General features: G+C 50.3%; 16 protein-coding genes and 5 tRNA genes. 9 read left to right on the forward strand and 12 right to left on the reverse strand.

Going from position 1 to position 18,439, the window contains the following annotated elements; genetic code table 11:
* Nucleotides 1–55: 55 nt before the first annotated feature.
* Both SEML1_RS03400 and SEML1_RS03405 read right to left on the reverse strand, forming a co-directional pair.
* Nucleotides 56–131, reverse strand: a tRNA-Arg gene (locus SEML1_RS03400).
* Between the two features lie 62 nt (nt 132–193).
* A tRNA-Gly gene (locus SEML1_RS03405) sits at nt 194–268 on the reverse strand.
* 117 nt (nt 269–385) lie between these two features.
* Here SEML1_RS03405 and SEML1_RS03410 point away from each other — a divergent pair.
* Nucleotides 386–462: transfer RNA gene (locus tag SEML1_RS03410), tRNA-His, on the forward strand.
* An 89-nt stretch (nt 463–551) separates the two neighbouring features.
* Here SEML1_RS03410 and SEML1_RS03415 read toward each other — a convergent pair.
* Nucleotides 552–2,075: a helix-turn-helix domain-containing protein gene (locus SEML1_RS03415; protein WP_376753826.1), complete on the reverse strand. Its 1,524-nt coding sequence runs from the start codon at nt 2,073–2,075 to the stop codon at nt 552–554.
* A gap of 121 nt (nt 2,076–2,196) precedes the next feature.
* Between SEML1_RS03415 and SEML1_RS03420 the strand changes: the two genes are divergently transcribed.
* Complete coding sequence (locus tag SEML1_RS03420; RefSeq protein ID WP_376753827.1) at nt 2,197–3,471, forward strand: serine hydroxymethyltransferase; 1,275 nt, start codon at nt 2,197–2,199, stop codon at nt 3,469–3,471.
* Nucleotides 3,472–3,670: 199 nt separating this feature from the next.
* Here the strand turns inward: SEML1_RS03420 and SEML1_RS03425 are convergent, their stop codons facing one another.
* From SEML1_RS03425 to murB, 6 genes are all read right to left on the reverse strand, one after another.
* Entirely contained in the window at nt 3,671–4,117 is a 447-nt protein-coding gene (locus SEML1_RS03425; protein ID WP_376753828.1) for a type II secretion system protein, read from the reverse strand.
* Between the two features lie 92 nt (nt 4,118–4,209).
* Nucleotides 4,210–5,982, reverse strand: coding sequence for an RCC1 domain-containing protein (locus SEML1_RS03430; protein ID WP_376753829.1), 1,773 nt, complete (start codon nt 5,980–5,982; stop codon nt 4,210–4,212).
* A gap of 2 nt (nt 5,983–5,984) precedes the next feature.
* Nucleotides 5,985–6,785, reverse strand: a complete 801-nt coding sequence (locus SEML1_RS03435; protein WP_376753830.1) for a type II secretion system protein J — start codon at nt 6,783–6,785, stop codon at nt 5,985–5,987.
* Nucleotides 6,763–7,197: a prepilin-type N-terminal cleavage/methylation domain-containing protein gene (locus SEML1_RS03440; RefSeq protein ID WP_376753831.1), complete on the reverse strand. Its 435-nt coding sequence runs from the start codon at nt 7,195–7,197 to the stop codon at nt 6,763–6,765. The genes SEML1_RS03435 and SEML1_RS03440 overlap by 23 nt, the downstream gene beginning before the upstream one ends.
* Before the next feature lie 2 nt (nt 7,198–7,199).
* Entirely contained in the window at nt 7,200–7,673 is a 474-nt protein-coding gene (locus tag SEML1_RS03445; RefSeq protein ID WP_376753832.1) for a type II secretion system protein, read from the reverse strand.
* 29 nt (nt 7,674–7,702) lie between these two features.
* Complete coding sequence (gene murB / locus SEML1_RS03450) at nt 7,703–8,740, reverse strand: UDP-N-acetylmuramate dehydrogenase (RefSeq protein WP_376753833.1); 1,038 nt, start codon at nt 8,738–8,740, stop codon at nt 7,703–7,705.
* Nucleotides 8,741–8,782: 42 nt separating this feature from the next.
* Here murB and SEML1_RS03455 point away from each other — a divergent pair.
* The 4 genes from SEML1_RS03455 to SEML1_RS03470 all read left to right on the forward strand — a co-directional run bounded on the left by SEML1_RS03455 (nt 8,783) and on the right by SEML1_RS03470 (nt 10,700).
* A tRNA-Arg gene (locus tag SEML1_RS03455) sits at nt 8,783–8,859 on the forward strand.
* Nucleotides 8,860–8,881: 22 nt separating this feature from the next.
* A tRNA-Arg gene (locus SEML1_RS03460) sits at nt 8,882–8,958 on the forward strand.
* 302 nt (nt 8,959–9,260) lie between these two features.
* Nucleotides 9,261–9,899 (forward strand): hypothetical protein, encoded by a 639-nt coding sequence (locus tag SEML1_RS03465; RefSeq protein ID WP_376753834.1) that lies wholly within the window; start codon nt 9,261–9,263, stop codon nt 9,897–9,899.
* Nucleotides 9,900–9,965: 66 nt separating this feature from the next.
* The gene (locus SEML1_RS03470; protein WP_376753835.1) at nt 9,966–10,700 is read left to right on the forward strand and encodes a hypothetical protein; all 735 of its coding nucleotides are present in this window, start codon (nt 9,966–9,968) and stop codon (nt 10,698–10,700) included.
* On the opposite strand, the gene SEML1_RS03475 is transcribed toward SEML1_RS03470, so the two are convergent.
* Nucleotides 10,692–13,265 (reverse strand): AAA family ATPase, encoded by a 2,574-nt coding sequence (locus SEML1_RS03475; RefSeq protein WP_376753836.1) that lies wholly within the window; start codon nt 13,263–13,265, stop codon nt 10,692–10,694. The genes SEML1_RS03470 and SEML1_RS03475 overlap by 9 nt on opposite strands.
* The gene (locus SEML1_RS03480; protein ID WP_376753837.1) at nt 13,253–13,636 is read right to left on the reverse strand and encodes a hypothetical protein; all 384 of its coding nucleotides are present in this window, start codon (nt 13,634–13,636) and stop codon (nt 13,253–13,255) included. The genes SEML1_RS03475 and SEML1_RS03480 overlap by 13 nt, the downstream gene beginning before the upstream one ends.
* 45 nt (nt 13,637–13,681) lie before the next feature.
* Between SEML1_RS03480 and SEML1_RS03485 the strand changes: the two genes are divergently transcribed.
* From SEML1_RS03485 to opgC, 3 genes are read left to right on the forward strand one after another with little or no spacing between them, the layout of a single operon-like run.
* Nucleotides 13,682–14,971, forward strand: coding sequence for a Mur ligase family protein (locus tag SEML1_RS03485; protein WP_376753838.1), 1,290 nt, complete (start codon nt 13,682–13,684; stop codon nt 14,969–14,971).
* Entirely contained in the window at nt 14,968–15,684 is a 717-nt protein-coding gene (locus tag SEML1_RS03490; RefSeq protein WP_376753839.1) for a type 1 glutamine amidotransferase, read from the forward strand. Before SEML1_RS03485 ends, SEML1_RS03490 begins: the two co-directional genes overlap by 4 nt.
* A 57-nt stretch (nt 15,685–15,741) precedes the next feature.
* Entirely contained in the window at nt 15,742–16,884 is a 1,143-nt protein-coding gene (opgC, locus tag SEML1_RS03495) for an OpgC domain-containing protein (protein ID WP_376753840.1), read from the forward strand.
* Here the strand turns inward: opgC and SEML1_RS03500 are convergent.
* On the reverse strand, nt 16,871–18,406 hold the full coding sequence (locus SEML1_RS03500) for a glycosyltransferase family 39 protein (protein ID WP_376753841.1): 1,536 nt from the start codon (nt 18,404–18,406) through the stop codon (nt 16,871–16,873). The two genes, opgC and SEML1_RS03500, sit on opposite strands and share 14 nt — an antisense overlap.
* Between the last annotated feature and the right edge of the window lie 33 nt (nt 18,407–18,439).

Here is an 18,439-nt window from a genome sequence, read left to right on the forward strand (position 1 = left end):
GTTTATCTCTTTTAATTTTCTACAAATGAAACTACATGTACAGCGACTCAAACACTGGTACCCCGGGTAGGAATCGAACCTACGGCCAAAAGCTTAGAAGTCTCTTGCTCTATCCACTGAGCTACCGGGGCGCTACATCTATTATAACAAATACCGTGCCACGCGGACGACCAAATCTCAGAAAATTCCATTTTGGTGCGGGTGCGGAGAATCGAACTCCGATCTCAAGTTTGGAAAACTTACATACTAACCGCTGTACTACACCCGCGAATGGTTATATTGTAGCATTTTTGCGGCATGTAATAAATAGGGCGCCGTCTCGTCCGCACCCCATGTACCCCGTGACAATCGGTACAGTATCTGATATACTGAGACGGCGATCGTGGCGGAAGTAGCTCAGTTGGTTAGAGCGCTGGATTGTGGCTCCGGAGGCCGTGGGTTCGAATCCCATCTTTCGCCCCAAGCAAAGCACCGAGGTTTTCCTCGGTTTTTTGCTTATTTTAGAAGCGCTATATCCTATCGCGCTACGGAATAAAACAGCAAGTGCCACATTATTCCCATACCGTCTCAATCTGCGCACCGAGCGAATTGAGCCGCTTAGCAATTGCTTCGTAGCCGCGGTTAATGCTATACACATCGCGCAGCAGCGACACGCCGGGCGCCGCCATCATAGCGAGCAAAATCACCACGCTCGGGCGCAATGCTGCCGGCGCAATAATATCTGCCGGTTTCCAGCGCGTCGGACCGGTAATATACACACGATGCGGATCAACCATTTCAACACGCCCGCCTAGTTTGCTAAGCTCCGTGAAATAAATCGCGCGGTTTTCATAGCTCCAGTCGTGAATCAGCGTGCGGCCATCAGCAACTGTCGCGCATAGCCCCAAAAACGGCAGATTATCCATATTGATTCCAGGAAACGGCAACGCGTGAATTTTATCTTTCGGCGCATGCAATTTGGATTTTTTCAGCGTAATATCCACCAGCCGCGTCCGCCCGTTGCGCGCAGTATACTCCGGCGTCATGTTATACTGCAGCCCCATGCCAGCGAGCGTCGCCAGCTCTAACTCCATAAATTCAATCGGGACGCGCGCCACGGTAATTTCCGACCCTGTCACGATACCCGCCGCTACGAAACTCATCGCTTCAATTGGATCTTCGCTTGGATAATATTCCACTATTTTGTTGATTGATTTCACGCCGCGGATCGTCAGCGTTGTCGTGCCGATACCATCAATATCCACGCCAAGCGCCTGCAAGAAGAAGCAAACATCCTGCACCATGTAGTTCGGGCTGGCGTTGCGAATAATCGTCACACCGTCGTAAAGTGCTGCCGCCATAATGACGTTTTCAGTCACAGTATCGCCACGTTCGGTCAAAACAATAGCGCGGTCAATTGCCTGCGGCTTGTTCGTCGCAACATAGCGATCGCTTGTTGCTTGCACCGACAACCCAAACGGTGCAAGCCCGGTCATGTGCGGCTCAACTGTGCGCGTACCAAGATTGCAACCACCGCTAAATGGCAATTCAAACGTACTATATTGGTGCAGCAATGGTCCAAGGAACATAATAATGCTGCGCGTGCGTTTAGCAGCGTCGACATCCATATTTGCTAAATCCAGCCGCTTTGGCGGATTGATTTCAAGGTCATTATGTTCCAGCCAGCGACATTTCACGCCAATACTTTCAAGTACTTCAATGATGCGGTTAACTTCTTCAATTCGTGCAACACGCCGCAGCGTCGTCTTACCTTTGTTTAGCAGGCTAGCACAAAGCAATGCAACCGCCGCATTTTTGCTAGTTTTTACTTCTATACTGCCATGCAATTCACGCCCGCCCGTCACGCGGAAATTAGTTTTGCCATAATTATTAATACGGACAATCTCGCACGATAGCACATCGCCGATGCGTGCAATCATCTCAAGACTGATATTTTGTCCGCCTTTCTCAATACGGTTGATTGCCGACTGGCTCGTACCAAGCGCTTCGGCAAGCTCACTCTGTGTCATACCACGCGATTGGCGGTTTTCTTGAATTAATGTTCCAATATTTTTAAGATATTCCGACGTCTTCATATCATGAATAATATACCTAATGTGATATATTGTCAAGTATTCCAAAACACGCTATACTAAACACATGATCTAGCAACGATTTCACTGCTTTTGACAAATAAACCTAATGGAGGTACAGATTATGAATGATGATATTGTTGCGACACTTATCGACGGCGAAGCAAAACGCCAACGAGAAGGATTAGAGCTAATCCCTAGCGAAAACTACGTCAGCCACTCGGTGCGGCAAGCACTCGGCAGCGTGTTTACAAACAAATATAGCGAAGGTTACCCCGGACACCGTTACTACGGCGGACAGGAGTTTACCGACAAGGTTGAACAGCTTGCCATTGACCGCGCCAAGCGATTATTCCACGCCGACCACGCCAACGTACAGCCGCATAGTGGCGCACCAGCAAACGAGGCGGTGTATAGCGCATGGTGCCGCCCGGGCGATACAATTTTAGCAATGGATTTGAGCCACGGCGGGCATCTCACGCACGGCTCACCCGTCACACGTAGTGCACAGTTGTATAATTTTGTACCATACAAGATGAAAGATCCTGCGACGGGCGAAATTGATTACGACGAAATTCGCCGCCTAGCGCAGCAGCACCAGCCAAAGATTATTTTGGCGGGCTTTAGCGCTTATCCGCGCGAATTGGATTGGGCGAAGTTCGCCGAAATCGGGCGCCAAATTCCGGACTGCTTACTGATGGCAGATGTAGCGCATATCGCCGGGCTAATCGCTGGCGGCGCGGCGGAGAACCCGCTGAAACACGGTTTCCACGTCATGACTACGACCACGCACAAAACGTTACGCGGACCGCGCGGCGGACTGATTTTAAGTATGGGCACGGTAAGCAGCCCGCTCAAAAAACCCGCCAAAACGCTAGCAAACATTCCTACGCTGATTGACCGAGCGGTTTTCCCTGGCATGCAGGGCGGACCGCACATGAACACCATCGCCGCCAAAGCGGTGGCGTTTGGCGAGGCGCTGCAGCCGGAGTTTCGGGAATACGCGCGGAATATAGTAGCGAACGCCGCCCGGCTGGCAGACGAACTGCGCCAGCGCGGCTTCGTGCTGGTGACAGGCGGCACGAGCAATCACTTGATTTTGGCGGACGTGCACAAAAGTTTCGGTATAGACGGCAAGGCGGCGGAGCAGGCGATAGACAAAATCGGGCTGACACTAAACGCCAACGCTGTGCCAGACGACCCGCTGCCGATGTTTCGCCCCAGCGGCATCCGCCTCGGTACGCCAGCCCTAACTACGCGCGGCTGCACGCCGAGCGACATGCCGCAAATCGCCGAATGGATGAAGCAAGCGATAGACGCGCGCGACGACGATACAGCGCTCGCGAAACTGCGGAGCGAGGTGCGGGAGTTTTGCTTAAACTTGAAAAATATGAGTTAACAGACTGTAAACTAGGTTAGAAATTAGGACAAACGACAGGACCTTAATAGTGTATTATATACCCTTTACCAAACGAAACTGCAAGTGATAACCCATTACCACACACGATGCGCCAAAACGGCTACAGTAAAGTGTAAGTCCGACAACATAATAAAATACCCCATTTTATGGGGTATTTTATTTATATCATTGTCGCCAGCTAACAAACCCCAACGACACGCGTCTTTACATTGCTACCAGCTGCTGCCGTATAGTCCCAATAATGTATTTTAGCACCCTTATTGTCTGGGCAAGCTTCATATTTAATCGTGTTGGCACTTTCCGGGGCAGAAGTCAAAGTTGTACTAGCGCCATCTCCTGACCCAGCAGCTAATACATCCGCTGCAATATGAAACGTTTCGCTACGAGCTACAGTAGATCCATTCATCTTTTCTAATTTGTCTGGATATGAACCTTTATCTGCATTATAGAGCTCAGCTTTTTTGCCAACGGTCTCCGCGGCCGATTCAGCCGCAGTTGTCTTAGCCTTGTTCTGCAGTCCGTTGTAAGCGACAAGCGATACAACGGTGAGAATAGCGATAATCACAATCACGATGAGAAGCTCAACGAGTGTGAAACCGCGATTTTTGATTTGTGTAGTAGTCACGATTAAGTGCCCCCTATTTATTACGTTTAATTTATATATTGATGATACTACAGTTATAAAGTAAGCGCAAGCATTTTTGCTGCACGGCTCACTCAATATATATAGCGGTTCTTTGCAGGACGAAGGAAAAGAGACTCAACGGGGGTGTAGCGGTCTATCTTCGTGTTGTCGCCAATCTGTCCACCATCATTTTGCCCCCAGCAGAATGTGCGCCCATCAGAAAGGGTAGCGCACCCGCGGTTCGCACCCGCACCGATCGCTTCGACAGTCCGGTCAGCTGGCAATCCGTTTGCACCAACAGTAACAGGTGTCGGCACGAGAATATCAGGCGTACCCCAACCGCCCGTACCGTTACCAATTTGTCCGCGGCTGTTTATACCCCAGCAATAAACTTTTTTACCGCTCGTTAATAAGCAAGTATGGAATACGCCTGCCGCAATACTTTTGATAGTATCGCCTGCTGGTATTTTCGCTCTAGAGATTTCGCGCGGCACAAACGAAAATGCAGGGGATTTAGAGTTTATGCCAAGCTGACCGTGACCATTTGAACCCCAGCAGTAGACTTTACCGGCACTTGTCAATGCACATGCGTGAACATGCTGCGCCGTATCAGCTACAACATCTGGATAGCCATCTTGCGTGACAGAAACGACCGTACCAGGTATGCCGTGCACAAGAATCGGAACTGTGACAGATTTAATTTTTTGTGTCGGGTCGCCAAGCTGTCCTGTTTTCCCCTGACCCCAGCAGTAGGCGGCACCGTTTGCGATCGCACACATAGTATACGAACGGCTTCCGCTTGAAGAAAGAGCAGTCGCAATGTAATTCGTAGGTAAACTGTATCCACCTCTGTTGAATCCAAGTTCTGTTGGTACTGTGTAACGATCTGGTGTAGTTGGTCCAACGCCAAGACCGCCCTTAAAATTAGCACCCCATCCATAGATCTTGCCGCCAGCAATAGCAAACGACATATCACCTGTACCACCGATCGCAGTAACAGTTTTTCCAGCGAGTATACCCTTAACTTCCACTGGCACATTTGAGTGCTCAAGAGGCCCGGAGCGCCCGTTGCCAAGCTGTCCACGATGATTGTAACCCCAGCAATACACTTTACCCTCTGCGAGCGCGCAGCTATGATACTGAGCAGTAAATATATCTTTCACTTGTTTTCCAGCAAGCACGCCAACGTCTTTACGGACTTTTACCGGTATGTCGGAATCAAAGCCTTCTGATGCAGACTCAAACTTCCCATTCTTATCCAGCTTCCCTTCCGATCTGCCATTACCCAGTTGTCCGAATCGATTGCGACCCCAGCACCATACATCGCCCGTGATGATAGCACAGGTACGGAATGTACCACTTGTTGACTTCTCACCCTGGTAATCAAGCACCCAGCTGATATATTTTTTGACAGTTGTATTATACGTTTTGAGAACGGCTCCTCCTGAATTTACAACATACGTCGTACCAACGGCTGAAATCTGCGCTACACCCTCACGCCTATAGTCTAGGTTACCGACACTAAACGTTGTGCGCAAGTTCCCATCTCGCAATACGAACTTGTTTGCCGGGTGTACGTTTGCCGTACCTTTGCAATCGCTACTTGGCACGAGCGGACCGACGCCACCACTTGCTGATGACCAAGTCTGCATACGATTGTTAACGTCAAGACAAGCGTTTGCATATGCTGTTCCCGCCTCACCTGCTTCTTCGGCAAGTTTCAGGTAGTAACTTTCCTGCGCATTAATATATAGCGCAGTGATGACGCGGTACACGCCAAACAACACTCCCAGTATAACAACCGATAGAAGCATCGTGAGAGCGAGTGAAAATCCTGGTGTTTGCTTTGTGGTGCTATTATTCATAACTAATTGATCCTCGTGATTGAAAGTGTTGTAGACTGCGTCTCACTACTCGGGGGTGCGGCAATTGTAAGTGTCACCTTGACACGACTCGCTTCGACAAGATAACTTTCGCCGCCGGTCGTATACTGCCGCGTAACTGGCGTATCGTCGTCTTTGAGGTACTGAACAGCAAATGTGCGGACATTTTTCGCAATTGCTTCGTCACGCGCTTGACAGACAGCTGGCTTACTGGCGGTAAAGGCACTCGCAGGGCATGATTGTTTCTGCGCAAGTTTTTGCCCTGGACACCGCGGCGAAGCCGTATCAATAAGGATGCGCCGATATAGCACACCATGATTCACAAAATATACAGTACGATATTGAAGCTTCGGTAAATATTCTGGCTGTAAACTACAATTATAGAACGTGTTCGGCTTGTTGATATATATAGGACGGCGAATTGACGATGCCTCGCGCTGATTACTTGCATAGTTCGCTAGAATAAGCACGCGGGACTTCGCATTGTATCCATTATAATTCCATGCAAAATTTGCCCCCGGAGTATTACGACGTCCAAAGCTATCATTATACGGCGCTTTGGTTACACCGATGAACTCAATGCTATAGCGCACATCTTTCTCAACGATATCCATAGCAGTTTGCAGCGCTGTTGTCGTTTGCGAACGGGCTCTACTAGCAAAAGCTTCGTGGTACGCAGTCGTGAGTGCAACACCGAAAACGATCACAATGATACTAAAAACTGTAATAGAGACGACAAGCTCAACAAGTGTATATCCCCGGCTAGAATGCTGCGTACGAAACATGCACTACCTTTCTGTGATTTGATCCGTATGTTACCACCGATTCAATTCTAATTGGCATACCGACGCCACCCGTGCCACCGCCACACAGATACGGCGCAGTAGCAACAACTTTCTGCGAAACGGGCGATGGCAGTCCCCGTACTGTAATATTTCCGTTAATAAGTACATTTGGTTTCGCGACACCGCCAGCAACCTCGCAACGAAACCATGTTGGCTGGTTGTCGTTAGCATACTTTCGCAAATTATTGTATGCTAAATCACTTGCGATACGCCGCTGAACTTGCTGGATAGACAATTGGCTTACACTCGCTTGCAGACGTACGATACCGATAATAAATATCGCAGAAATGACAAGCGTTACCGCCACTTCAACGATCGTAAATCCAGCCGCTTTCCTATTTCTTCTATTCATTTTCATTGCTGATGTATACTATCTATCCGATAAATATTATTTTTGAACTCAGTACGATAATACAGCGCAAAACGAACACATGGCACAGCTGTGCATATTTTATCATTAGCGTCGAAAGGCTGGTAAACATATTGTGTCGGCTTCATCGTTATAGGCGTACCTGTTGTCGTAGCAACGATCAAGCTATTCCCCGTACTCCCCGGCGCTATTAAGATAGCACTGTCGCCTATCATTGACTGTGCAGCAACTTCAATACCATGTTTTGTGGGATACGTACGACCAGTGGAGTACGCGTTTAGTTTATAAAACGTCTCCAGCCGCTCAGCAATAGCGTTAGCGTTGAGCAAGCGTTGATTGTCACGCGATGCCGCCGCCATACCAGACGCTCCAACGATAACAACCGTCGCCAGAATACCAATAATTGTCACAATCGTCACCACTTCTATCAAACTGAATCCCCGCGATTGCCCGTGCATAGTTCCATTATATAGTGCTTATGGCAAAATCAAAATAGCTTTTTAGTATAAATTTCAAGCGGCTCTTGCTGAATGGTAATGCCGAATTTCGTTTGTACCGTGTTGATGATATGCTGCCGTGCCGCCGCGAGATCGTCGTAGCTTTTCGCCGATTCGTTAACAAGCACAAGCGCGTTCTTATCGTAGACGCGCATACCGCGGTACAGCGCACCCTTCAGCCCCGACTGTTCAATCAGCCAACCGGTTGGAATCTTCACATTGCCGTCTGGTAGATCGTAATGCGGTACATTAGGATAATCGGCAACGATGCGCTCGTAAATCTCGCGCGAAACGATAGCATTTTTAAAGAACGACCCTGTATTCGGCGTAGCGCGCGGGTCGGGTAATTTATTCGCGCGAATCGCGATAACAGCGTCACGGAGCTGTCGTACGGACGGATTAGCAATACTATGCTCGCGCAGATACGTTTCAATCGCCTTATAGAATGGCGGTTGCGGCAATACAGCACGAAGCCGCATAGTTACTGCCGTGATAATGTAGCGTCCTTGTTCGCGCCCGCGAAAAATACTATGGCGGTATGAAAATTCGCACTCCGCGTTTTGCAGCCGCACAAACGTATCGTTTTTTGTATCATACGCGTCAACGTAAGCAATAGCTGAGGCAACTTCTTGCCCGTATGCGCCAATATTTTGCACCGGCGCGGCACCAACTGTACCTGGAATTGCCGACAGACACTCTATACCAGATAAATTCCTATCGACCGTTTGCGCAACAAACGCATCCCATAGCTCACCCGCCCCCACCGTAAACGTCGTATACTGCTTCGTTTGATCAATAACGTTAATACCGGGAATTTTGTTTAATATAACGAGCCCGTCAAATCCGTCATCACGCGCAAGCGTATTGCTGCCACCGCCGAGCACATACCACGGTAGCTTGTGTTGGCGCGCGTAAGCAACCGCCTGACGTACGTCGTCTGGCGAGTACACTTCAACGAGTTGTGCCGCATCACCGCCGAGACCCATCGTCGTTAGTGCGCTAAGAGATGTCTTATGCTGAATGTTCATGATTTATATTATAGCGCGTTTTATGCTATACTACAGCTATATGCGCCCGTAGCTCAGTGGATTAGAGTATTTGGCTTCGAACCAAAGGGTCGCAGGTTCGAGTCCTGCCGGGCGTACCATCAAGTGCTATTAGCTTGACGTGCCCCGTTAGCTCAACTGGATAGAGCGTTGGTTTCCGGTACCAAAGGCTGCAGGTTCGACTCCTGTGCGGGGTACCAATTGCGTTTTACGAATTTTACGTTGTGAAAGTTACATCGTTTAGATTCTTTTAGGTTGCTACTGACTTTTTCGCCCATCACCAACCAAAAAACTCCCCCAAATTTACCGAAGGAGGAGTTTTTTTGAATTCTAAACCCGGGTTAATTTAATTGTTTTCTTCTTTTTTCAATCTTGAGCTTCTTTTTGCGGGCGCGTTTGATGTCGGCGCCGTGCCATGAACGATGTTTTGCCATAATTCTCCTTTGCTTTTAGTTTATTATATCATATTGCACTCTTTCGCCAATATTGCTACACTATGGTTATGGTTACAAAAGCGAAGAAATCTACTAAAAAGTCAACCAAAAAACGCACTTACACCAAGCACATCACCAAAACCGACACGCATTTCATGGTACGGCGCAGTTTGCCGGTGTATGCCGTGCTGGTTTTTTTGATTTTCGCGCTTTTGAGCATGAGTATTTATTTGGTCGACCGCATGGCTGTCCAGCGCGACCATTCGATTCGCCATGGCAAAATCACCAAAATTTACACCGACCTCAACCTCGGCGAAACTTATCGAATCGCCAGCTCTAACGTTTTCGGCGACAAGCGCGTCCACAAAGGTGACTCCAAAAAATCGCATGCTTCGCGCGTCGAATACGGACACAACGCCACCGTCGCAGAAACGCGCGCCGAAATAGCCGAAAAAGCCAAAAAAGCCGGCTTTTCACACGTCGAAACTATCGCTAGTGGCAATTTTTACCAAACCGAAGTTTTCAAAAACAGCCAAAACAGCTACTTGCGTGTGAGCGTCCTTTCTCGCACCATGCATAACGATTTGGTCTACGGCACATCCGAAGTACCAAAACCGCTCAACGACCCGCAAACCATCGAAAAAATGAACAACGAAGCCCCGAGCTACGTAGTGATAGCAGTCAACCTCGATGATAATAACGAATAATTTTTAAATCTCTTATTTTACGCTTCTAGTTTGCAAATTTCTCCGGAGCGTACTACAATCATTAGTATGAGAGGTTTTTCGAAAAAAGAGTGCAGCTACGACAGCTACGCGAGTGAAGCAATCCAGGCAATTCGAAGCGATGATGGTGTGCGGGCTCAAGAATTGGCCGCAAAAGCATATGATTTAGCACCAAACCCATCGGAAAGAGCGCGGATGGCGCGCGATATAGGAAACGCCTGTCGCCACCAGGGGGATTACGACGAGGCTAAAAAATGGGCAGCTGAAGCGGTCGAGCAACATCAACAGCTAGTCGAAGAAACCCCAAACCGCAGCACTCTACGCGAACTTGGTGCTAGTACGGCGATGCTGGCAACTATTGAATTTTCACAGCTACTACGCATTAAAGAGTCCGACGTTACACCGAGCGAAGATGATAAAATGTCTGCTATAGCGCAGAATTACCGCACCGCGCTCGACGCAATAATAGAATCGCGTCAACACGCCGAAGGATTAAATCGTAGAGTAGACCAGTACGAAATAAATTTCACGGCGCGCGCTAGTTTCGCCGAAACATTAACTGGAAATCGTCGGCGTGGACTGACACTTGGCGCAAGAGCCGCATACCTAGCTGGCATGTCGGAATCGCCGCGACTCGACACAACCGATGAAACTATCGACAAGAAAGAGCGCTACAAGATGAAAACACTAGCACTAGTGCGCGGATTAGGCGCTTTGGCAGCCGGGGTTATTGAGCCAATCAATCGAAACGCCGCTAAAAAAATTGCACGTAAACTAATTTAGCGGCAGCGTGTTATTTGGCGGTATCTGATCGCTATTATCCACAAGCCCCAAACTTTCATCGCGGATAGGCTCGGAATATATAAGACCAGGCGCGGTCGACACGCCAGGCGCGTTTGGCGCACTGGAAGCGACCGGTGTGGTATCAGGCGCGGGGATACTATCTGACGAGCCTAGCGCCAGCTCGACTTGTTGGCGCGAGACTTGGACTGTGCCGCCTGGCATAATTTCGCCGCTCAGCACCTGCTTGGCGACAGTGTTTTCGACGGCTTTTTGCACGACTCGGCGCATCGGACGAGCACCCAGGCGCGGGTCGTAACCTCTTTGGACGAGCAATTGCTTGGCGTCGTCATCGACCGCAACAGAAACTTTTTGCGCAGCCAACGTTTTGTTGACGCCAGCCAAAATCAGTTCGAGCACTTTTAGCAGTTCAGCCTGCGTGAATGGTCGGAACAGCACGATTTCGTCGAAACGATTCAGGAACTCCGGACGGAATTGATTAGAACTAATCAGCTCGTTAACGAACTGCTGCTCAAATTGCTCCAGTTGGTAGCCGCGCTCGATATATTCGCGGATTCGGTCGGCGCCAGCGTTGCTCGTCGCGATAACGATAGCGTCGCGAAAACTAATTTCGCGGTTTTTGGCGTCACGCAAAATACCTTCATCTAATAGCTGAAGCAGCGTCGTCAAAACTTCTGGCGCAGCTTTTTCGATTTCATCAAGCAGCACCACGCTAAACGGCTGCTTCATGACCTGCGCAGTCAGACTCATCGGGTCGTCCGCACCGTCAGCAATCAGGCGCGCGACATCGTCTGGGCGTACAAATTCGTTCAAATCCAAGCGAATCAACTTGCCCTCGCCGCCGAAATAAACATCAGCCAAGGCTTTGGACAATTCCGTTTTACCCACGCCGGTCGGACCGAGGAATAAAAACGTGCCAATTGGGCGATTTTCGTTACGCACGCCTGCCCGCGCCCGGCGCAAAGCATCGCTTACGACATTGACGGCGCGCACTTGATTAACCATACGCTCATGGATTAGATCCTCCATATTAAGCAGACGCTCGCGATCTGCTGCATCGCTCGCAACGCTAACCTTAACGTCAAGCGTCTTTTCGATCGCGCGCTGCACCGAGTTCATCGTTACCAATCCCGACTCGCTAAAACCAGCCGACGATTCAAGCAGCTTGAAAGCGCGCCCCGGCATCGCCAAATCGTGCACGTAGCGCAGCGCCAACCGGTATGCTTCTTTCACCGCTTGGTACATAAACGTAACGTGGCGGCTCGCTTCAGTGTAGATTAGCTGCTCCTGCAAAATTTGCAATGTCTCATCTTCATTCGTTTCGGCAATGTTGATGCGGTTGAGCGCGTTAACGAGCGCCGGATTGCGTTGCCCGATTTCCAAAAAGCGCTGCTCATCCATTGATAAAATGATGCGCAATTTGCCGGCATCCAAAATCGGCTGCAATACATTTGATAAATCAACCGCACCCGTACCTTCTTCGAAAAATAGCTGCGCGTCTTCCAGGCAGATGATGATATTTTTTGCGTCGTACGCTTCGCTAAGCACTTGCATGACAAGGTTTTCCAGCTCGCCGCGCCCGGGCGCTGCCGCAATCAACGTCGCCGAGTCAAGAATGAACACCTGGCGAAACCGCAAATTCTCAGGCACGTGCGCTTCGGCATCAAGCAAGCGCTCGGCAAATGCGCGAATCACCGTTGTTTTGCCGGAACCGGATTGTCCCACGAGTACTGCATTTTGCCGCCCGCCGTTACCAAATGTGTCAACTAGCTGATCAATTGCCTCGGTGTGCGACGGCACATCAACTACCGAAACCGTGCCGTGCGCGCCGATTTGTTCGCTAATATTTTGTCCGAACCGGTCAAGCAGCGGAATCCAGCCGAATGACCAGTCGCGCGCGATACCGCCCGTGCGCCGGCGGTGCCCATGCCGATCAATCAGCGCCCACAAACGCTGCTGCCATTGAATACCGCAGTCAAGATCATCGGTGTCAAGATGAATTTGCGCGATAACTGACTCGAAATTCGGAAAATTCCGTACGATCGCTACCGCCAGCACGCTCGCCGTAATATGCGCCATGCCATTCGCTTGGCGTACATCGTCGGCAGTTTGCCATAAGTCGCGGATCATGTTCGGATCGTCGTTCGCCATTGAGTTTAGCAGCGACGGCGTCAATCCTAACCGCGCACCCATAAATTGCCCGCTCGGCACCTCGCCGACTGCTTTTGCAACGTCTGCCGGCGTCGGGCGCGCCGGCAACCGCCCAAGAACATCGCCTGCCAAAAGCGCTGTCATATCGCCGCCCTTACCGACCGGTAAATTCTTCACGTGCCACTCGTAAAACACTATTATCATTGCAGCTATGCAGCCAAGCGCGCACGCCAGCCACCCAACCGACAGCCGCTCAACGATCAGCAAGACGATGCCAAGCAGCCATAGCAAGCCTGACAGCCATGGTAGCAATCTCGCAACAACACCAGAAAGTATACGCCCAAATCGCGCTTGCTGCGCCCTGAGCGCATGGTAGTTAAAGTCTACAGATGCCACGGAATCCACCCCGCCACCGCGCAAAAAACCGCTGCCACTGGAAAAATCGGCACAAGCGGCCACACGAGAATCTTTACTAAACCAATTACCGCTGCCGCGCTCACGACGATTGATCCGATGATCAACACGAACGTCCGTATAAATCCGCCAATAATCCGCGAGACAAGCCGATCAAAAAATGCCCGTAGCTGTACGCTTAGCGGACCGCGTACGCGCCCCGCCGAGATCTGCCGCCACGGCGCAAACAACGTTTTTAAGAGTAACCCAAGCGAAAAGTAATCATACACATCCAGCAGCGACTCGCGTACGCGCACTACCATCATTTTCCAGCCCGTACTATACCACCAAGAACAAATGCCCACGACAAACATACCTTCATTGTACGATATTTTGCAAATATACGCTACAATAAAGATATGAATAAACGCCACACACTTACGACCGTTCTTGGCAAAACGGTTCGGCAGGTTGCGCGTCTGCGCGGCGGCGGATCGGCGCTGCCTGGGCTGTTCGTCGAGAAAATTGATCCTGATTTCGTAGCGCGCACCCTCAAACATTTACCGCGGGGTATCGCGATTATCAGCGGCACAAACGGCAAGACGACGACGACGAAGATGGTTGTCGAGCTCCTTAGAGGACAAGGGCTAAACATATTCACCAACCGAACCGGCAGCAACTTTACCCGCGGCGTAGCAGCAGCATTGCTAAGCGAAGTCGATATATACGGCAATTTGGATGCTGATATCGCCGTATTGGAACTTGACGAAGCTTACGCCGTGCATTTCGTGCATGCAATCAGCCCGAATTATTGCCTGCTGCTTAATGTCATGCGCGACCAGCTGGACCGCTTCGGTGAAATCGACGCAACCGCTAAATTGCTCCATACCGTTGCAGCGCACGCTACCAACGGCGTCGTTGTTAATCGCGACGACCCGCGCCTAGGCAGCCGCGCATTCGCAATTGATGTTACTGCGCCAATTCGAAGTTATGGCGTACATCCCGATCTACAGTCATTGTTTCCGTCTGACGATAATCTGCGCGGCGCAGGCGCACATAACAAGCACGCCGCAAATCGCGCCGACGATGACACGACGCTTGAATCGGTCGACGGGCAACGCGCGACGATTTCATTTAGCGGCAATGCCCACACTATAACATTATCGCTGCGCGGCATTTACAACGTATTGAATGCAACAGGCGCAATTGCCCTGACGCGCATGATTATGGGCGACGAGCTAGACACTCAGCAGATGCTTGACTCGCTCAGCCGCATCACGCCGGCATTTGGACGCGGCGAGCAGATCATGGTTAGCGGACAACCCTGCGAACTCGTTTTAGTCAAAAATCCAGCAGGGTTCCGTCTAAGCCTCGCGTCATTCAGTCCAGATGGCTACGCTACGATGATCGCTGTCAACGATAATTACGCCGACGGGCGCGACATGAGCTGGCTGTGGGATGTCGATTTTGATAGCTTGCGCGCGCAGGGTGTTGCCGAACTATCTGGCGTACGCGCATACGACATGGCACTGCGGTTACAATACGAGCTCGTTGAGGTCTCTCATATCGAGCCCGACCTTGCTGCCGCGCTGAAGCACTTCATCAGCACAAACCCCAGCAAGCCGAAACGCATTTATTGCACCTACACTGCTATGCTCCGCCTGCGGCGCGAACTAGCAAAATACACAACCGTTGAGGAGATCGCATGAAATCAATCAATCTGCTGCAACTATACCCCAAAGACATGAATATTTACGGCGACTGGGGCAATACGCTTGTACTGAAACGCCGGCTGGAATGGCACGGCTACGGCGTTCAACTGCTAGGATATAACCCTGGCGATGAATTTCCGCAAGGCATCGACTTAATCGTCGGCGGCGGCGGACAAGACTCTGGCCAGCTAAAAATCCGCGACGATTTGCAAAAAATCGGACCGGCCTTGCGCGCACTCGCCAACGACGGCGTACCGATGCTCGTAATCTGCGGTATGTATCAGCTATTTGGCAACTTTTTCAAAACCAAAGATGGAGAAATGATTTCTGGCATTAAGCTGCTTGATATCGAAACTGTCGGCGGCGCCGAACGCCTCATCGGCAATATCGTCACGTCAAGCGAGCAATTTGGACTGATCGTCGGTTACGAAAACCACTCAGGACTCACAACGCTAGGGGCAAACGTTCGCCCGCTTGGCCAAGTAATTCGCGGCGCCGGCAACAATAATCGGGACGAGACCGAAGGCGCGCGCTACCGCAATGTTATCGGCACATATTTACATGGCTCGCTGCTGCCAAAAAATCCGGCAATCGCCGATTGGTTGATCGAACAAGCTGTTACACGCAGATTCGGCGACTTTACGCCAACAGTCATTGAAGACCGTTTTGCTATGCTAGCCCGCGATATCGCCCAGCGCCGCCCGCGCTAAATTTTCACTAAATTTTCAGCACATTTTCAAGAATTAGAAAGAGTATAATGGATAACTATGGCGCGTCCCGCACCGCAATCAATTGAAGAACCACACATTGAGCGCATTCGCGCATTCGATCTAATGCGCGGTTTCTTTTTGATCGTCATCTTGCTTGACCATTTGGCATATTATCCGAGCGGTCTTGATATTTTCACGGGGCGCGGGCTACTATATATTTCTACCGCTGAAGGATTTTTTGCAATTTCAGGACTTGTGCTCGGTATCGTGCGCGGACGGAAATTGCTGAACAAACCATTACGTACTGCCGCGAAATTATTGCTTAAACGGAGCGTGCAATTATACATTGAATCAATTATTCTCACACTTTTATTTACAATTGCCGCTTGGCTATTCTACCACAACCCAGAAATTAAATACGGCGCCGCTACGCCCGGCACGCCGTTTTGGCAGGTCGTATGGCAAACAATCACACTGCAATATACCTACGGCTGGGCGGATTTTTTGCGCTATTACGCGCTATTTCTAGCGGGCGCACCATTTGCACTATGGCTCCTTCGCCGCGGCAAATGGTATATCGTTACGATCATAAACATCGCGCTGTGGTGGTATTACACGCAAACGCCTGGCGGCGAAACATGGCTGCCTTTTTCGTGGCAGCTAGTATTTTACTCTGGGTTTATTGTCGGATTTTATTGGCCGGCGCTCACGCGCTGGTGGCGGCGCACACTTCATGCATGGCAGCGGCGAGCAATTGCGCGCACGATTACCGCGCTGTTTTTGCTCGGGTTTACTGTCAACTTTTTACTCATGCTCAACGCGAATTATTGGCACGTTGAGCCGTTCGCCGCCTGGCACAATCAGTACAATATGGAATATTTTGACAAAGACCGCCTGCCGATTCCACGCCTCGTATTCGGCGTGATTTGTTTCTGGGGATTATTTGCACTCGTGCGCTGCTATGAGAAAATTATCGCGAAATACCTAGATTGGCTACTCATGCCGCTTGGCACGAACTCGTTGTACGTCTATACGATAGAAGCATTTATCGTATACTTTGCCCATTTATTCATACTGCCGCCGCAGCCGTTTACCGCTGCCGCGCCATGGTTCATCAATCTTGCCCTTTCTGTTGCCGCGATTATGCTTGTATGGACGGCGGTGCACCGTAAATTTCTATTTTCAGTTATTCCGCGCTAGTATCGTACAATCCGGCGCGATACTCGACGCTGCGGTTAATCGAGTCATATGCGTCAACCTTTTTCACGAGCTTCCACGACGCAACGGGCGGCTCAATTTCATTTTCGGTTACGTTGACATACCAGACGTAACGGTGCTGCTTAGCAAATGCTGCTAAATCGGCAATTTTTCCTGTATCGTCCTCTTTAAGCATAGCGAGCGACCCATAATCTTCATTGATTGTTGACGCTGGATAATAAACTGGGTGCGTATTGCTACTGTAAAAACTTGCCTCGTAATACACCCATGGCGACGCGGCAACAACAGGTTGCCCCGCCTTGCCCGACTTGGCAATATTCGCCATAAGTTCCGATGCGCGAATCGATTTATTGGTATTTTTATTGTAATTACCGTAATAATACACGTTGCCGATACCAGCGAGCGCAACAATAACAAGGATAATCGTACAGTGCCGCATGAGTACCGGATGCGTTTTCGCCGCTGCAAGCAAACACCCTGAAATAATTACCGCGAGTGCAATTTGCGCATACAACACGTAGCGGTCAATGAACGACGAGCTTAGCGGCGGCATCGACAAAAGTATCAGCAAAATTGGCGGTACGATAGCGAGCGATACAAATAGCGCCACGCCGCCTCTTCGCGATTGCCGAATAAATTGCCGCAACCCAAAATATAGCACCGCGCCAACGACCGCAAACGCAATAAACGCCGCAATCGCCCACCAGCCATCCATTTGCGCGACTTCGCGGTAGAACAGCATGTCTGTCAAATAATTAATCGGCGTCTGCGGTGTAATCGGCGGAATCCAAAACCCAACTTGTATCGTCGCAAATTGCCGTACCGCCGTTGGCAGCCACACTGCGAACAAGCCGACTGCCAGCACATGGCACCATACCCATTCGCGCGCGAAAAACTTCTTCACGCGACCAGCGCATACTTCGCGGTACCGCCATGCCCAATGCGCGAGCCACGCCAACGCTACGAAATAATGCGTAAACATACCCGCCGCCAACAGTACACCGTACAAAACCCACAGCCAACGGCGATTTGTTTTCATTGCACGCAGCAATACATATGTCGCCCACATCACGATCGCAAACACTAGCGTGTACATGCGCGCCTCGTGCGAAAATCGCACAAAAACCGGCGTCAGCGCTGTCGCTGTTACTGCAGCCAGACTATACGACGATCGCTTCGTAATGTGGCGCACCACAACATACAGCCCGACCAATCCGACAAGCGCAAACGCCAAGCTTAGCGAACGAACCGCGAGCGCGCTATGTCCAAAAATAACTGTCCAGCCTTTCAACAACCAATAGTACAGCGGCGGGTGGACATCAAGCGAAGTAAAATGCACAATCTCCGCGATATTAAACCGTGCCAAATACACACTAAACGCCTCGTCGAACCAAACCGACCACCGCGTCATATTCCCGAGCACTACCCCCGAGAATACCGTTAATATCATACCTAGCGCCCACCATTCGTGAGTCGCCGCCCACTGCCCAAGTTTTCGTTTCATATCATTATCATAGCACGGGGAGGACGAAAGTAA

The organism is Candidatus Saccharimonadaceae bacterium ML1 (assembly GCA_030253535.1).
Lineage (GTDB): Bacteria > Patescibacteriota > Saccharimonadia > Saccharimonadales > Saccharimonadaceae > Saccharimonas > Saccharimonas epibionticum.

Excerpts from the sequence above, each read along its gene's own strand:
- SEML1_RS03415 (WP_376753826.1), bottom strand. The coding sequence starts at position 2,075 with ATGAAGACGTCGGAATATCTTAAAAATATTGGAACATTAATTCAAGAA.
- SEML1_RS03420 (WP_376753827.1), top strand. The coding sequence starts at position 2,197 with ATGAATGATGATATTGTTGCGACACTTATCGACGGCGAAGCAAAACGC.
- SEML1_RS03430 (WP_376753829.1), bottom strand. The coding sequence starts at position 5,982 with ATGAATAATAGCACCACAAAGCAAACACCAGGATTTTCACTCGCTCTC.
- SEML1_RS03435 (WP_376753830.1), bottom strand. The coding sequence starts at position 6,785 with ATGTTTCGTACGCAGCATTCTAGCCGGGGATATACACTTGTTGAGCTT.
- SEML1_RS03440 (WP_376753831.1), bottom strand. The coding sequence starts at position 7,197 with ATGAATAGAAGAAATAGGAAAGCGGCTGGATTTACGATCGTTGAAGTG.
- SEML1_RS03445 (WP_376753832.1), bottom strand. The coding sequence starts at position 7,673 with ATGCACGGGCAATCGCGGGGATTCAGTTTGATAGAAGTGGTGACGATT.
- murB (WP_376753833.1), bottom strand. The coding sequence starts at position 8,740 with ATGAACATTCAGCATAAGACATCTCTTAGCGCACTAACGACGATGGGT.
- SEML1_RS03465 (WP_376753834.1), top strand. The coding sequence starts at position 9,261 with ATGGTTACAAAAGCGAAGAAATCTACTAAAAAGTCAACCAAAAAACGC.
- SEML1_RS03470 (WP_376753835.1), top strand. The coding sequence starts at position 9,966 with ATGAGAGGTTTTTCGAAAAAAGAGTGCAGCTACGACAGCTACGCGAGT.
- SEML1_RS03480 (WP_376753837.1), bottom strand. The coding sequence starts at position 13,636 with ATGTTTGTCGTGGGCATTTGTTCTTGGTGGTATAGTACGGGCTGGAAA.
- SEML1_RS03485 (WP_376753838.1), top strand. The coding sequence starts at position 13,682 with ATGAATAAACGCCACACACTTACGACCGTTCTTGGCAAAACGGTTCGG.
- SEML1_RS03490 (WP_376753839.1), top strand. The coding sequence starts at position 14,968 with ATGAAATCAATCAATCTGCTGCAACTATACCCCAAAGACATGAATATT.
- opgC (WP_376753840.1), top strand. The coding sequence starts at position 15,742 with ATGGCGCGTCCCGCACCGCAATCAATTGAAGAACCACACATTGAGCGC.
- SEML1_RS03500 (WP_376753841.1), bottom strand. The coding sequence starts at position 18,406 with ATGAAACGAAAACTTGGGCAGTGGGCGGCGACTCACGAATGGTGGGCG.